Consider the following 15,235-nt stretch of genomic DNA (forward strand, 5'->3'; position numbering starts at 1 on the left):
TAAAGCATTAGTATGAACACCTATATTGGTAAAATTCACACTAGCGACTCTTTAACTTTAACCAAACTGATTAGCCCGAAGCATCTATCTGCGCAGCCACCAATATAACGCTGTACTTTGGATAATAAACAAGGATAAAACACCAAAACATGGGCAAGGAAACTACAAACTACACTGTAGAAGTAAAAAATAGGCTACTCTATTAGGAGATTGCGGTTACATTGGTTTTTTTCAATTTTTTGGACCTACACGAATGCACCAAAGAATCAGAGTTAAAGCATGTATTTTAATCGGATTGGCTTCTCATGTTGCCACTGGACAAGCAGAAGAAGACCTTTTTGATCTAAGCTTGCAAGAACTATTGCAGGTCGAAGTGACCATCGCCTCTCGTACCAGCCAACCTTTTCTTAATACTAGCGCCGCAGTAACCGTCATCAACCAGGATCAAATTCAAAATAGTGGTTTCACCCAATTGCCCGACATTCTTCGACTAGTCCCCGGCCTCCATGTCGGACGTGCCGATAGCAATAAATGGTGGGTTTCGATCAGAGGATTTGGTAATCGATTCAATGGCAAACTTCAGGTAATGATTGATGGTCGTAATATCTTTACGCCACTGTTCTCAGGTACCTACTGGGAGCATCATGTGCCACCATTGAAGGACATTGAGAAAATTGAGGTTATACGAGGTCCCGGCGGAGCCTCTTGGGGCAGCAATGCCAACAATGGTGTCATCAACATCATTACTAAACACAGCAGCAAAACATTAGGCACTCATGTCTCGGCCATCGCCGGGGACAATGAAGTCGAAAAATCAGGTTTGATTAGGCAAGGCTTCAGCTTCGATAATATTGAAGGCCGCGTCTATTTACAGAAAACCAGACACGCGGGTGGTGAACTTACCGATATCAATCAAGTAACAAATCTAGGTTTACGCGCTGGTGACTCTGGAGAGGATAAATGGGACCACGATCTTGTTGGCTTCCGTCTGGATTCAAAGATAAACGATCAGACGCTAACACTTACTGGTGAGATTTTTGACGCCGAGTATGATCAAACGCGAATAACAGGCTTCGCAATGAATACGCCTGTCGCAGATACTATTTCATCAGATGGACATTACCTACAAGCACAGTGGAATCTGCCTCTTGATAATAATGACAACCTCTTTATAAGCGCAACCACACAAAGCACCAATAGGAAAGATGGCAGCCTTGGAGAAAAAAGAACATCTCGAGAGTTATCTGCTCAGTACGAAAGAGAAATAGGCCAGCATAATTTATTAACTGGATATTCTTATATCCACTCAAAAGATGAAACGGAAAAATTGAGTACAGTGGTTTTTATTCCCGCTAATAAAACGCTGCAATATCATGGTATTTTTATTCAGGATTCCTATCACTTTCTGGACGGTAAGGCCAATATCACAGCGGGCTTACGCTTAGATAATAATGAATATACTCACTGGGAACACCAACCCACGTTGAGAGCCCTTTATCAAATAGACAACAATAACCGGGTCTGGGCTGCATTATCACGCTCAGTCAATATACCTGGCAGAGCTGACGCTGAATTTGGACAGCAGTTTGGCTCAACATTTATTCCCTTTGGTAATAGTAACGCTGTGGCTGAAACAGTAGAAGCCTTTGAGCTGGGTTATCGATATTCAAAAGATACTATGCTTTTTGAAGCCACGGCTTTCTATAACCAATATGACCACCTTCACCAGGACGAAAATAGTAAAGGTCAAAAATCCGACCTTTATGGCTTTGAACTAAATTTAACGAAATATATAACGCCAGGCCTGAGCGCAGCCTTGCAGTATTCTTTTCATGATAATGATGATAGGAATTCAACCCCCAACTCATTTAATCAATCAGGTATTGATAATGTAAAACAGCTTTCAGGCGCTCAATTACACTGGAGTGTTAACGAACAATTACAGGTTAATTTTTCTGCATTTTATAATACCGATGTACTACCAGAAAGCAGCAATGACGCCTTTTCCAGTAATATGAAAGTAGATGCTAATATTCAATATCGCTTCAATAAAAATCTAAACATTATTTTGGCAGGCCAAAACCTACTGGATGACGCAGATACACAAGTGATAGACACTACGCGCCTTAACACCGGCGTAACCCGAGCCTATTACATTAAGGCAGAAATCGATTGGTAGCTGAAGGCAGCCTACCTTCAAGACACTTATGAAACACTCAACTTCATTTCAACTTCATTAAGGGTCAATTTTTCTAAACCACAGCGAATGCCCTTTTTGCATATGGACAAGTAAACAATCATGCCCAAAACATTTTTCCTTCATCAGTAAGAGTATTGCACCCTTTTTCTACGAATACTGATAATATGCCAACCGGTTTATGACTGTAATGTCGATTATAGCAGCCTTGGTCGTAAGCAAGCCTTCAAACACAAACAAGCACCAGGTATCAACATCATGAGCAATGAAATTATTAGAAATAAGCGCCTTCGTAAAAAACTTTATCTGGAAGAATATGCGATTATGGGCTTTGAATTTTCATGCAAAATAATTTTAGACACTGAAGCTGACTATGATCAGTTTTTTGATAGCTTTGCGGATAAAGTGGAAGAGTTAAATCTAGTAGTGAGTGTTGATGGCGATGATAATGAATTTGAAGGTTTTGTTACCTCTGCCTATCGCTATGGTTCAGCGACCGAGACAGATCGAAAAGCTATTGAAGAAATACTGAAATCTTATAAAAATATAACGGATGTCAATACCGGCGAATTAGTCGATGTCTTTTATGGTGCTTAGACATTCAGGTCTTTGCTCCCTAGAATTTCTTGGGGGCAAAACCAGTTACCGCACTGACACCCATCTCACGCCCCAATGCCGTCATTGGGTGCACAACGACTAGGCCACGCACTGATTTTTTTAATTTCCCCATGTCCGCCTGTTCTGCCTTGGTCAGCACACGGTTAAATGCCAGATTTTTTACCGCAGCACTTTTACTCCCGACTTCCTTCTCCAGTCGCCCCTTTAAACTGGCAATATGCTTGCTAACGGCAGTTATATCATCGGTGAACTTGGTGATATTAAGTTGATCCTGACGCTGTTCAGCCGCTGCCAGCTTCACCCGAAACTTGTCGAGTTTATTATTACTTTTCTGCAATTCTTGTTTGATATTCATAGGCTAGCTCTAAAAAAGAAATGGATCGGTTGTTCAGCCGATCGAAAAATTTAACATAGGGCGCGCAGGAGAATAACGGGCAATATGACTCAACTATTCAATAAATAAACTTACGACTTACCGAGCCCAAACTCAGGCCAGGCTGCACGTAAATACACGAACATAGACCACAGTGTGAGCAGCGCCGCAAGGTACATCAGCACCACACCTAATTCCAATAAAAAACCGGTGGTATCAGGCGGCACTGCTGCTAGCAAAACCGTAATCGAGAGCATTTGAAATACTGTTTTTACTTTACCAATGTAGGACACAGAGACATTGGTGCGCTTACCCAGCTCGGCCATCCATTCCCGCAGGGCGGAAATAACAATTTCACGACCGATAATGACCATGGCCGGCAAGGTAAACCACCACACTTGATAGCGTTCAACCAACAGCACCAGGGCAATGGCCACCATTAATTTATCAGCCACCGGGTCCAGAAAAGCACCAAAGGGCGTGCTCTGATCCAGCTTTCTGGCGAGGTAACCATCCAGCCAATCGGTAATACCGGCCAGTGCAAAAATCACAGAACAAGCGATAAAACTCCACTGATATTCTAAATAAAACACCAATACCAGCACAGGAATCAGCACGATACGTAATAGCGTAAGGAGATTTGGGATATTCATTAATCATCTGCGGTTATTTTTACAGCAGGGATTCTAACCATTCTGGAGCGCCGCCACTATATCCAATGCTAATTTTTCACTAATTCCGGGTAATTTGGTTAAATCTTCAACACTTGCGGCACTGACACCCTGCCATCCGCCAAAATGACGTAACAATTCACGTCGACGCTTAGGTCCAACGCCGGGTATACCCTCAAGCGGTGACTCACGGCGCTTTTTATCCCGCCGCTGCTTATGACCGGTGATGGCAAACCGATGGGATTCGTCACGAATATGCTGAATCAGATGTAAGGCCGATGAATCAGAGGGCATTACAAATTCTTTACCGGTATCGGCTCGGTACAGCACCTCAAACCCCGCTTTGCGGGTGGTCCCTTTGGCGACCCCACTACCAGCAACTCGGTAATCTGTAATTCTTCCAACACTTCAACGGCCTGTTTAACCTGACCTTTACCGCCGTCGATAAATAAAATATCGGGTAACTGGCCATCACCGGATTTGATCCTGGTATAACGGCGACTTAATGCCTGATGCATAGCCGCATAATCATCGCCAGCGGTAATATCTTCGATATTAAATCGACGATAATCGGATTTAAGCGGGCCATTGGTATCAAATACCACACAGGAAGCCACCGTTGCCTCACCACTACTGTGGCTGATATCAAAACATTCTAATCGTTGCGGAATTTCAGCCAGCAGCAGAACATCTTGCAACGCTTCAAAACGTTGATAGATCGTTTGCTTATTGGCCAGATGGCTGGTGAGATTCTGTTTGGCCGTTTCGGCTGCCAGCTTTAACCACTTGGCACGATTACTACGCACACTGCTACTGACACTGACTTTACGACCAGCCACCCGGTTAATGCCTCCACCAAGGGTGCGCTATCGATAGCGTGACTCAGTACCACTTCCCTCGGCAAACTATTTTCAGCGGTCGCGCGGGCATTGCCGGATAAATAATACTGGGCTAAAAATGCTTCCAGTATTTGCGCCTCGTCTTCATCCAAATACACTTTCGGAAAATAGCTTTTACTCCCCAGCACCCGACCACCACGAACAAACAACAATTGAATACAAACGGCGCCAGCAGTAAATTCACAGGCGGCAATATCGATATCGCCCTGCTCACCTTCGATATATTGACTGGCTTGTACTTGCTGAAGGTATTGGATTTTATCACGGCACTCTGCCGCTTCTTCAAAGGCCAGCTCTGCCGATGCGCGTTCCATTTGATCAGCGAGTTCTTTAATCAATGTTTGATTTTTGCCTTCTAAAAACATGACTGTATGTCGTACCGACTGCTGGTATTCTTCTACAGATATTTTATTGACGCAGGGCGCGGTACAACGATTAATTTGATGCTGCAAACATGGGCGTGAGCGATTGCTATAAAAACTGTCGTCGCACTGGCGAACCTTGAAAACTTTTTGTAAAAAATTCAAACTTTCCTTAACTGCACCGGCGCTTGGATAAGGTCCAAAATAACGACCTTTCGATTTTTTAGCACCGCGATGAATAGACAGCTGTGGAAATTCATGTTGAGTAGATAAATAAATATGCGGGTAGGATTTATCGTCGCGGAGCAAAATATTATAGGGCGGGCGCTGCTGCTTAATCAGGTTGTGTTCTAACAGCAAAGCTTCAGCTTCAGTGTTGGTTACGGTCACTTCGATGGCGGCAATTTTTGTTACTAACGCCGCCGTTTTAATCGCCAAGCCCTGTTTGCGAAAATAACTTGCCAGACGATTCTTAAGATTTTTAGCTTTGCCGGTATAAAGAATTTTGCCTTCGGCGTCATACATCTGGTAGATGCCGGGTTTCTGGGTGACGGAAGCTAAAAAGGTTTTGTGATCAAACAGAAGTTTTTTGTCAACCTTATCATTGTTGACGGTCTCTGCCGGCACGGTTTTGTCTGTAATTTTTTTAGTCATAGCCGCACTCAAACAATGCGGCGAAATGTTAGATTGATACGAGCGCCGACCTGGCCAGACGTTTTCGCCACTTGATGCTGCCAATAACGTTGCGTTGTACCCGCCATCAACAATAAAGAACCACCGGCCAAATCAATATGTATTGGCGCAAATTGTTTTAATGATTTATGCCGCAGCGAAAACTGGCGACTGGCGCCAAAACTCAAAGAGGCAATAACAGGATTAACACCCAATTCTTTTTCATCATCGCTATGCCAAGCGACACTGTCATTGCCGTCGCGATAATAATTGGCCAGCACACTATTAAATTGTTCGCCGGTAAAATCTTCTAGCTGTTGCTTGAGTGCTAGTAATAACGGCTGCCAGGGCCGGGGCTGCAACGCCAAGCCCGAATACCCGTAGTGCGCATCAACATCCCCATACCAGGCATTGAGCCGTGGGATTTTTACTCGCCGACCGTACATTTTGATAGTATCTTGCCGCCATTCAAGTTGGGCTAACAACTGTTGATAGATCAGGGCTTGCTCGGCAATGAAATTATCCGTGTAGTGCAGCTCGGCATCAGGCAGATCAAACTGGGAATTATCAGTCGCAAACAAACTGGGCTGCATCGTTAGCTACTCACCATTGCCATGGAGGGCTGATCACCAATTATCGCCGGCTCTATTTCCAGTATCACACCAAAACGTTGTTGAATATCGGCCTGAACCTGCTTAGCAAACGCCAATACCTGCGCACCACTAGCCATCGTTTTACCATCACCCACATTAATTAATACCAGTGCCTGTTGTTGATGCATTGCCACCAGGCCACACTGTTTTCCTTTCCACCCCGCATGCTCTAACAACCACCCCGCCGCAAGTTTAACACTGCCATCATCTTGTGGATAATGTACCAACGCTGGCAGCTGATCTACTAATTGCTGAGCCTGCTGCTGACTCACAATGGGGTTTTTAAAAAAACTGCCCGCATTGGGTAATACCACAGGGTCGGGTAATTTACTTTGGCGAATAGCGATAACCGCTGCAGCGATCTGTCTAGCAGTGGGTGCTGTTAACGACTGCTGCTGCAAGTACTGGCGTAACGCAGCATAACTGGTAGTTACCCTGGGCTCTGTATGTAAGCGCAACGCAACCGAAGTCACTATAAACTGGTTTTTTAATGCATGTTTAAAAATGCTGTCACGGTAGGCAAACTGGCATTCGGCTTTAGATAAAGTGCGCCAACATTGTTGCTGGATATCCCAGCCGTGTAAGTGCGCAAACACCTGCGTAAACTCAACGCCGTAAGCGCCTATATTTTGAATCGGCGCGGCCCCGACTGAACCTGGAATTAACGCAAGATTTTCCAGGCCGTTATAACCTCGCTCTAAACACCACATCACCAAATCGTGCCAGTTTTCACCGGCAGCAGCGGTCACAATGATTGAATCATCCAATGCTTCGGCAGCAATACCATGAAGACTTATCTTAATCACCAGGCCGGGAAAATCCTGCCGTAAAACGATATTGCTGCCACCACCCAACACCAGTACTGGTAGTTGCTGTTGCTCAGCAAAGGCTAAATACTCAGGCAGCGCTTCAGCTTTATCAAGCTCGACAAAGTATCGCGCATTCACTGCAATGGCCAATGTGTTATAAGGCTGCAGCGACACCTGCTGTTGCAACGCTTTCATTTAATCCTGTACCAACTGATGGTCGTTAATAATTTGTTGCAATAACGCGCTACTCGCTTGCTCTATTAAATCCAGCACTGTTTGAAAACCATCCCCGGCACCATAGTATGGATCTGGCACTTCGGCGACGGCGACATCCCCATAACTCAGCAATAATGAAAGTGACGCACGACTATCATTAGGCTGTAAGGTTTGCAAATCACTTAAGTTACTATTATCCATTGCCAAAATATAATCAAAGTCGTAAAAATCCTGAGCGCATACTTGTCTGGCACGCAAAGCCGATAAATCATAGCCACGTGTCGCAGCGGCTTTCACAGAACGCTGATCCGGCGCTTTACCGACATGCCAGTCGCCCGTGCCCGCTGAGTCCACACTGATCACATGCTCTAGCTTACTGGCTCGTATGTGTTGCTGAAACACCCCGTGCGCAGTGGGTGAACGACAAATATTCCCCAGACAAACAAACAGTACGTTAATTCGAGGCATTGACTATATCCTAAGAAAAAAGTGCGCGCACCGCTTGCAAGTCCTGTTCGGTATCTACCCCGGCAGGAATCGATTGGCAGGCGGGTTTGGCAACGATGATGGCGCCATTTTCCAACGCACGTAGCTGCTCCAGCTTTTCTGTTCGCTCCAACGGGCTGACTGGCCACTCCACGAACTGATGCAATAACCCGACCCGGTAAGCGTAAATACCAATGTGGCGATAATAGTTTACGCCGTCAGGAAGTTGTTCGTTGTCGCCATTAAATCCATCGCGGTACCAAGGTATAGGCGCGCGGGAAAAATACAAAGCGCGACCATGACAATCCATAGTGACTTTCACTGCATTGGGGTTAAATACCGTATCAATATCAGTAATAGGTTCTACCAAAGTCGAAATCGCCGCTTGCGCATCAGCGGCCAAATCGGCAGCCACTTGATTGATGACCGCAGGGGGAATCAGTGGTTCATCACCTTGTACATTCACCACAATATGATCACTCGAGAAACCTAATTGAGTGACCACTTCCTGCAGGCGATCAGTACCGGATTCATGAGTAAGCGATGTCATACACACCTCTGCACCAAAAGCCAGAGCAACCTCAGCAATACGTTGATCATCAGTGGCAATGATCACCCGTTCGGCGGCACTTTTACAGGCTTGCTCATAGACGCGTTGCACCATAGGTTTGCCAGCAATATCTGCCAACGGTTTTGCCGGTAAGCGACTGGAGGCATAGCGGGATGGAATAATGACACTAAAGCTCATTCGGGCTCCTTGTTAACAGCAGCAAGCCGTTTAAGGGTTGCGACCACATCAGTTAGCAACTCACCCTCAATGTTCGCACTCACTGGTAAATACCAGCTATTGGATGTACGCGGTAAGCAACGAATTTTTACCGCGTCTTTCTCCGTCATAATAATTGCCAGATCATCATCAAACTGTAGGTCAGTTTCTACAAAGGGATGATGATCAGCAAAACAATGTTCTGTTGGATCAAAGTCTAATTGTTTTAAGCTGGTAAAAAAACGTTGGGGGTTACCAATGCCGGCAATGGCATGTACCTGTTTATTGCCCGACCATTCATTGGCAGCAATGGTTGTGTCGCCATTTAATGCGTGAAGGCTCGCAGGGATTAATCGCATAACGCTAGAGCTGACTGCAGCAGGTAAGGGAACTGGGCGCCCATTACAAACCACATGATTGACAGTGGTTAATCGCGCCAGTGACTCCCGTAGCGGGCCGGCCGGTAATAACAACTGATTAGCAAAACCCCGCACTCCCATCTACCACTACAATTTCATAATCACGCTGCAAGGCATAATGCTGCAGTCCATCATCGCTGATAATCACATCGCAACTATGCGCAGCTAATAAAGCGGTGACCGCTTGCTGCCGGTTGCCATCAATCACGACTGGCACCTTAGCACGCAAGGCAATTAACAACGCTTCATCACCACTGTGTTGCACCGGGCTCTCAGCAGTGACGGTATAAGGATAATGAGGTGCTTGACTACCATAGCCGCGACTAATAACACCCGGACTAAAGCCTGCCTGTTGAAGCGCTTCAACTAATGCGATAACCATCGGTGTTTTACCCGTCCCCCCTACCGTTATATTGCCGACCACAATCAAGGTACCGGTGGACGGAAGGAAGCCAACAAACCGCGCTGATATAAATGACGCCGCACACCGGACATCAGCTGATAAAGTAAACTCAGAGGTGTCAGCAGTAACAGCCATGGCGACCTCTGATACCAGGCACGCACCAGAAAATGCTCGCGGCTATTTTCTGCTGAAGATTTTGCCACGCTGATTACCCTACTCGCCTGCAGGCTTTTTAGTGGTCAAACTGAGATGAGAAAAACCCAACTGCCCCGCTACATCCATCGCGGTAATAACCGCTTGATGAGGCGTTTTCGCATCAGCAGTAATGGTTAAAGGTAAACTGAAATCGCCAGCAGCCACTTCTTTCAATGCGGCGGCGATAATATCTTTTTTACTGGACACCAAACTATTGCCATTCACCACATACTGGCCATTGGCATCAATAATAATTTCAATCTGTTGTGGCTGATCAGTGGACTCTTCGCCGGTGGCTTCAGGTAGATCCAGGCTCAGATGGGTCTCTTTAGTAAACGTGGTAGAGACCATGAAAAAGATCAACAACAAAAACACCACATCGATCAGTGGCGTTAAGTTGACGGTGACTTCTTCACCTTTTTGTCGTCGAAATTGCACGTATTTTGTGTCCGTTAACTGGATTTGATATCGACTTTGCGTTCGCCATGAAGAGCATCCACCAACTTAATAGTTTCCTGCTCCAACGTTACAACAACGTTATCAATACGACGGGAATAAAACCGGTGCATAATCAATGCCGGGATCGCGACACTCAAACCCGCCGCCGTGGTAATCAGCGCCTCTGAAATACCACCAGCCAATACACCGGCATTGCCGGTACCTTGCAACATGATCTCGGTGAATACTTTAATCATGCCGATGACCGTACCTAACAAGCCCAGTAAAGGCGCAACCGCCGCGATGGTACCCAACGTATTGAGGTAGCGTTCCAGATCATGGACTACATGACTGGCCGCCTCCTGAATACTTTCTTTCATGACGTCACGACCATGGCGTGAATTACTCAGGCCAGCAGCCAATATACGGCCCAATGGCGAAGACTGTTTTAACTCTCGCAATTTATCAGCGGTCACCTGATTATTTTTGATCCAGCCCCAGACTTGGGCCAGAAGGTGTGGAGGTGCAATTTTTGCCGGATTAAGAGCCAGATAGCGTTCAATACAAATCGCCACTGCGGCTATCGAACAAAGCATGATCGGCAGCATTAACCAGCCACCCGCCTTTATCAGTTCAAACACTCACGTTCTCCCATTTTCGTCTGCTAAGACAATTACTTAGCCACGCTTTCTTATGCACTTATTGAACTGCATTATACTGACCAGCCAAGGAAAAACTATCGACTATAGCTAATTTGTTGACAAGTTTTTAATCACTATCAACTGGTGCCAACCAATAACGTCGTCGCTGCTGCCGATAAGCACTCGGTATCAGTAATTTCCCCTGCCTAACAGTAAATGTGAGTGCGCCAGTCTGATGACTAATCAACGTGTTGCTGTCCACTTGCTGGTAGCGTTGTTGGATATCTGGCCGCGGGTGCGAAAACTGATTGCGATAGCCACTGCTAAAAACCACATACTCAGCAGCCACTGACTTTACCCAAGGCCATGACGAGGAACTATGACTGCCGTGATGGGGTGCAATCAGTACGTTACTGGCTAATTGGGGACCGAGATTATGTACCATGAGCGTCTCTACGGACTGCTCGATATCTCCGGCTAATAAAAAGCCGATTTGCTGACTGCTAATCTTTAACACGCAAGAGCGGTTGTTACTGCGAGCATAAGTCGTATCAGTTTGAGGATGTAACACCGCATAATCGATACCATCCCACTGCCATTGCTGACCTGCCAGACAAGGCAAAACACCGTATTGCTGATAGGGCAAAGGATCACCCATCATCACCTGATCAACCGTGAACTGATCCCGCAAGGACAGCCAGTTACCGGCATGATCATTATCGTTGTGACTGATGACTAAAGTATTGATCGTCTCCACGCCACGCTGCAGTAAAAAAGGTTGAACGACCGCTGTCACCATCGAGAAATCGTCACTGAATTTGGCACCCACATCATAAACCAACACATGCTCGCGACTGATCACTACAATGGCCAGCCCCTGGCCAACGTCCAACACGGTCAGCTCTAGATCACCCGCGCCATGAGCGGTGACTGATAAGCAAACAACGGTATGAGTAATAACAAACCTAACCATTTTAACGGCAGGCCTTTAGGCAGCAACAGCACCATTGCCCCTACTAGCGCCATACATTTCACCATCAATGGTTTAGCGCTAATCGTCAGCACACCAACACCAGCAACCTCATGCAAATAGGATAAACCCTGCAAACTGATAGCTAAAACCCGATCCAATTGTTGCCACAACCACTGCGCAGCACTTTCACTAAAAAAGGCGAGCACAGCTGCCACTAAATCCAAGGGCACGATTAAAATGCTGAACACCGGCAACAACAGACTATTTGCAACTGGTGATAGCAACGTTATTTGACCAAAGCACATTGCCAACACCGGTATTAAGCCAATGAAAACGGCGTACTGGGCAAGCATCCATTGGCGACTTTGGGTCTTACTCTGCCGTCTTCCGGTACTGGCATACAAGATGGCACCCACTGCAACAAAGGACAGCCAAAACGACACAGTGATGACTGCTAAGGGGTCTAATAATAAACAGAGCAATAACGCCAATGCCAAGCCGGCCAGTGGTGAAATATGCCGCTGGCGAATCACACACAACAATACCACCGCAATCATCAATAATGCGCGCTGAGTGGGTAAGGTAAAACCCGCAGCGAGTGCATAAAGTAACGCTACCGATATAGCGAGCCAGGCGGCGCCAACATGGGCACGACAATTTGGCAGAGAGATCACCAGCAAGCAACGGCTTATTAAAAATACCAGACCAGTCACCATGCCCACATGCAGGCCGGAGATCACCATCAAATGCGTCGTCCCTGTTGCCGCGAATAATTGCCACTGACCAGAGCCGATATCGCGCTTATCGCCGATCAACAGCGCCTTCAACAAGTGGCTATGGGGCAAATTGGGTAAGCTATCCATATAATTGGCGACCCGCCAACGCCATCGATCAACACCCCATTGATCATCTGCAAGCAGCCGAATCTGATGCGATGGCCGCACATAACCGGTGGCGCCAATCCCCTGCTGGATTAACCAACTTTGATAATCAAAACCGCCGGGATTACTGGTGCCATAAGGCCGCTTAAGTGTTACTAACAAACGCCAATGCTGACCAGGTTTGAGTGGCTGCGGCGCACCATACCATTTCAACCGCACGCGCTTTAGGCGGTGAGCGCAATCACCTGCAGGGCTAATACAGCGATGGTCAGTAACATTCAAATCAAATTGCTGGAATGACTGACCTCGACTCATGCCAGACGTTGGTAAGCCACTGATCCGCCCTTGCAACCAAATGGGCTGTTGTTCTAATTCTATAGGCAGCTGTTGAGCCAACAGTTGATGACCGTAATACCCACCCCAATTGATTCCTAACAAGACCAGCAATAGCCACCGCCAGTGCTTAAGCCAACAGGTTAACAAGACGCTAACCAGTAGCGCCAATAACAGATACCATTGCGGGGGTAATTCGGGCAACAACGAGACTGCAGCAATGCCAACCGACACTGCCATCATCCATGACAACATTAGAATTATTCCTTTAACATTAGCTGGCTACAATTAACCGGCTTTGTACTTTACATTTTATAATCGTAATTAATAGTAACGGCAACTTAACAGGGTCGCTAGTAGAGAAGGCTGACAATTCCGTGCATAATGCGCGGCTGCTAATACTTAAATCACTGAGTAATTGCCATTAATGGCTCGCAAATTCATCAAACGCTATATGCCAGATCCCGAGTGGATCAAGCAACAGAAGTCGCTGCAATTACTGGGTAACTGGATACATGACCCCAATATTTGGCATTTAACTCGCCACTCGGTTTCTATGGCGTGCTTTATTGGGCTGTTTGTCGCCTTTATTCCGTTACCTACACAAATGCTAATAGCCGCTCTCGCGGCAGTATTGATGCGAGCCAATTTAGCCATCGCGACTATTTTAGTCTGGGTGAGCAACCCGGTCACGATGCCGGCGCTATTCTATCTAGCGTATAAAGTGGGCGCTGCGGTCATGGATAGACCGGAACAGCAATTTGTTTTTGAACTGTCATGGCAATGGCTCACTACCGAGATTGGCTATACGTGGCAGCCGTTTCTGTTAGGGTGTTTACTCTGCGGACTATTTTCAGGTTTAGCGGGTTCGGCCTTTGTACGTTATGCCTGGCGCCAGCACACTATTCGTCGCTGGCATGAACGCCGTCTAAAAAGACAGAAAAAAAGCTAGATGTTTACTCGTAGCGCAGCGCATCTGCCGGCTGTACGCGAGATGCTCGCCACGCCGGGTAGACCGTCGCCAACACACTCATCACAAACGCCGTAGCAGACACCGCAATGACATCCTGGATGCGTAAATCTGATGGTAAATAATCGATGGGGTAAACGTCGGAATTCAAAAACTGGACTCCTAGCAACGTCTGTAGTGCCGCCACAATCTCAGTAATAGATATAGCCAATAACACACCCAGTATGCATCCGATACCGGTGCCGATTAACGCGATTAATGTTCCCTGCACCATAAACACCGCCATTACACCTGACGGGCTTGCACCAGCGGTACGTAAAATGGCAATCTCACCACGCTTATCCGTCACGATCATTATCAGCGCCGACACTACATTAAATGCCGCCACCGCGATAATGGTAACCAGCATCAAACCCACCAATTGTTTTGATAATTGAATAGCAGAATATAAATTACCATGTGTGCGAGTCCAGTCACGAGTGGTAAAACCATAAGGTATATTCTGACTTAACTCCCAAGCGATGCGTGGCGCTTCAAAGGTATCCGTGACAGTCACCCGCAAACCCTGTTGCCGTTGCTGCGGCGGTATTAATGAAATAGCGCGATGCAAAGAGATCAGTGCGACTGATTGGTCCAATTCGGTACCGGTGGTAAAAATATCGGCTACAGTCAGTTGAACAAAACTTGGATTGAGTCGACCGCTGTCGGTTTCCTGCGGAACCATTACACTGACAGTGTCGCCAACACTAACACCCACCCGCTTGGCCAGCGCTGCGCCTAATAAAATACCCGGGCTAAGCCGTTCTGTACTATCTTGTAAATTATCTAGCGCAGTATTGTCGACATAGTCCGCCAGAATCGAGACCGACTTTTCACGCTCAGGATTAATGCCGTAAATTAAAACACCCTCTACATTAGTTCCTCGCAGTAACATCGCATTCAATTGTACAAAAGGCGCAACCGCTTGCACCTGTGGATGATGCATAATTTTATTTTCAATTTGCTTCCAACTGGCCTGTTGCTCTACGGATGTATCTTGCACTTGATAACTGGTGATGTTGATATGCGGCACCAAACCTAAAATTTTGTTGCGCATTTCCCGGTCAAAACCATTCATTACTGATAGCACCAAAATCAACAAAGCCACACCCAAAGCCATGCCCATCATCGATACTAACGAAATAAAGGAGACTAGCTGGCTTCGTCTACGAGCACCGGCGTAACGGATACCAATAAATAAGGGATAGGGATTAAACACGT

The 15,235-nt window shown here is 46.4% G+C and carries 18 protein-coding genes and 1 pseudogene; 3 read left to right on the top strand and 16 right to left on the bottom strand.

Annotation, left to right across the window (positions count from 1 at the left end):
• Positions 1-253 precede the first annotated feature (253 nt).
• Together UNITIG_RS17115 and UNITIG_RS17120 are read left to right on the top strand one after the other, a co-directional pair.
• On the top strand, positions 254-2,179 hold the full coding sequence (locus UNITIG_RS17115) for a TonB-dependent siderophore receptor (protein WP_101759582.1): 1,926 nt from the start codon (positions 254-256) through the stop codon (positions 2,177-2,179).
• Positions 2,180-2,455: 276 nt separating this feature from the next.
• On the top strand, positions 2,456-2,794 hold the full coding sequence (locus UNITIG_RS17120) for a YggL family protein (RefSeq protein ID WP_101759583.1): 339 nt from the start codon (positions 2,456-2,458) through the stop codon (positions 2,792-2,794).
• Positions 2,795-2,813: 19 nt separating this feature from the next.
• Here UNITIG_RS17120 and UNITIG_RS17125 read toward each other — a convergent pair whose 3' ends face one another.
• From UNITIG_RS17125 to UNITIG_RS17180, 15 genes and pseudogenes are all read right to left on the bottom strand, one after another.
• A complete protein-coding gene (locus UNITIG_RS17125) occupies positions 2,814-3,170 on the bottom strand; it encodes a YibL family ribosome-associated protein (RefSeq protein WP_101759584.1) in 357 nt (118 codons plus the stop codon).
• 110 nt (positions 3,171-3,280) lie between these two features.
• Positions 3,281-3,841: a CDP-diacylglycerol--glycerol-3-phosphate 3-phosphatidyltransferase gene (gene pgsA, locus UNITIG_RS17130; RefSeq protein WP_101759585.1), complete on the bottom strand. Its 561-nt coding sequence runs from the start codon at positions 3,839-3,841 to the stop codon at positions 3,281-3,283.
• Between the two features lie 33 nt (positions 3,842-3,874).
• Positions 3,875-4,153 carry a helix-hairpin-helix domain-containing protein gene (locus UNITIG_RS25715; protein WP_369809218.1) on the bottom strand — a complete coding sequence of 93 codons (279 nt, stop codon included), beginning with the start codon at positions 4,151-4,153 and terminating at the stop codon, positions 3,875-3,877.
• A pseudogene (gene uvrC, locus UNITIG_RS25720) lies at positions 4,145-4,698 on the bottom strand (excinuclease ABC subunit C); the annotation flags it as partial. The gene UNITIG_RS25715 and the pseudogene uvrC (UNITIG_RS25720), both read right to left, overlap by 9 nt.
• The gene (gene uvrC, locus UNITIG_RS25725) at positions 4,638-5,774 is read right to left on the bottom strand and encodes an excinuclease ABC subunit UvrC (RefSeq protein ID WP_369809213.1); all 1,137 of its coding nucleotides are present in this window, start codon (positions 5,772-5,774) and stop codon (positions 4,638-4,640) included. The gene uvrC (UNITIG_RS25725) and the pseudogene uvrC (UNITIG_RS25720), both read right to left, overlap by 61 nt.
• Before the next feature lie 8 nt (positions 5,775-5,782).
• On the bottom strand, positions 5,783-6,385 hold the full coding sequence (locus tag UNITIG_RS17140; protein WP_101759586.1) for an alpha-ketoglutarate-dependent dioxygenase AlkB: 603 nt from the start codon (positions 6,383-6,385) through the stop codon (positions 5,783-5,785).
• A gap of 2 nt (positions 6,386-6,387) precedes the next feature.
• Positions 6,388-7,449, bottom strand: coding sequence for a UDP-N-acetylmuramate dehydrogenase (gene murB, locus UNITIG_RS17145; RefSeq protein ID WP_101759587.1), 1,062 nt, complete (start codon positions 7,447-7,449; stop codon positions 6,388-6,390).
• Positions 7,450-7,938: a low molecular weight protein-tyrosine-phosphatase gene (locus UNITIG_RS17150; protein ID WP_200821351.1), complete on the bottom strand. Its 489-nt coding sequence runs from the start codon at positions 7,936-7,938 to the stop codon at positions 7,450-7,452.
• Positions 7,939-7,948: 10 nt separating this feature from the next.
• On the bottom strand, positions 7,949-8,704 hold the full coding sequence (kdsB, locus tag UNITIG_RS17155) for a 3-deoxy-manno-octulosonate cytidylyltransferase (RefSeq protein WP_101759588.1): 756 nt from the start codon (positions 8,702-8,704) through the stop codon (positions 7,949-7,951).
• Positions 8,701-9,216: a tetraacyldisaccharide 4'-kinase gene (locus tag UNITIG_RS23705; protein WP_200821352.1), complete on the bottom strand. Its 516-nt coding sequence runs from the start codon at positions 9,214-9,216 to the stop codon at positions 8,701-8,703. The genes kdsB and UNITIG_RS23705 overlap by 4 nt, the downstream gene beginning before the upstream one ends.
• The gene (lpxK, locus tag UNITIG_RS23710; protein WP_200821353.1) at positions 9,200-9,679 is read right to left on the bottom strand and encodes a tetraacyldisaccharide 4'-kinase; all 480 of its coding nucleotides are present in this window, start codon (positions 9,677-9,679) and stop codon (positions 9,200-9,202) included. The genes UNITIG_RS23705 and lpxK overlap by 17 nt, the downstream gene beginning before the upstream one ends.
• Before the next feature lie 78 nt (positions 9,680-9,757).
• The gene (locus tag UNITIG_RS17165; protein WP_101759589.1) at positions 9,758-10,177 is read right to left on the bottom strand and encodes a biopolymer transporter ExbD; all 420 of its coding nucleotides are present in this window, start codon (positions 10,175-10,177) and stop codon (positions 9,758-9,760) included.
• 14 nt (positions 10,178-10,191) lie between these two features.
• Positions 10,192-10,818 (bottom strand): MotA/TolQ/ExbB proton channel family protein, encoded by a 627-nt coding sequence (locus UNITIG_RS17170; protein WP_200821354.1) that lies wholly within the window; start codon positions 10,816-10,818, stop codon positions 10,192-10,194.
• 127 nt (positions 10,819-10,945) lie between these two features.
• Positions 10,946-11,791, bottom strand: a complete 846-nt coding sequence (locus tag UNITIG_RS17175; protein WP_145999209.1) for a ComEC/Rec2 family competence protein — start codon at positions 11,789-11,791, stop codon at positions 10,946-10,948.
• On the bottom strand, positions 11,722-13,260 hold the full coding sequence (locus UNITIG_RS17180; protein WP_101759591.1) for a ComEC/Rec2 family competence protein: 1,539 nt from the start codon (positions 13,258-13,260) through the stop codon (positions 11,722-11,724). Before UNITIG_RS17180 ends, UNITIG_RS17175 begins: the two co-directional genes overlap by 70 nt.
• 172 nt (positions 13,261-13,432) lie before the next feature.
• On the opposite strand from UNITIG_RS17180, the gene UNITIG_RS17185 reads away from it, so the two are divergent.
• Positions 13,433-13,957 (top strand): DUF2062 domain-containing protein, encoded by a 525-nt coding sequence (locus tag UNITIG_RS17185; RefSeq protein ID WP_101759592.1) that lies wholly within the window; start codon positions 13,433-13,435, stop codon positions 13,955-13,957.
• Between the two features lie 4 nt (positions 13,958-13,961).
• Here the strand turns inward: UNITIG_RS17185 and UNITIG_RS17190 are convergent, their stop codons facing one another.
• Positions 13,962-15,233: a lipoprotein-releasing ABC transporter permease subunit gene (locus UNITIG_RS17190; protein ID WP_101759593.1), complete on the bottom strand. Its 1,272-nt coding sequence runs from the start codon at positions 15,231-15,233 to the stop codon at positions 13,962-13,964.
• Positions 15,234-15,235 lie beyond the last annotated feature (2 nt).

The sequence above is a fragment of the Oceanicoccus sp. KOV_DT_Chl genome, assembly GCF_900120175.1.
In the GTDB taxonomy this organism is placed as follows: domain Bacteria; phylum Pseudomonadota; class Gammaproteobacteria; order Pseudomonadales; family Dasaniaceae; genus Oceanicoccus.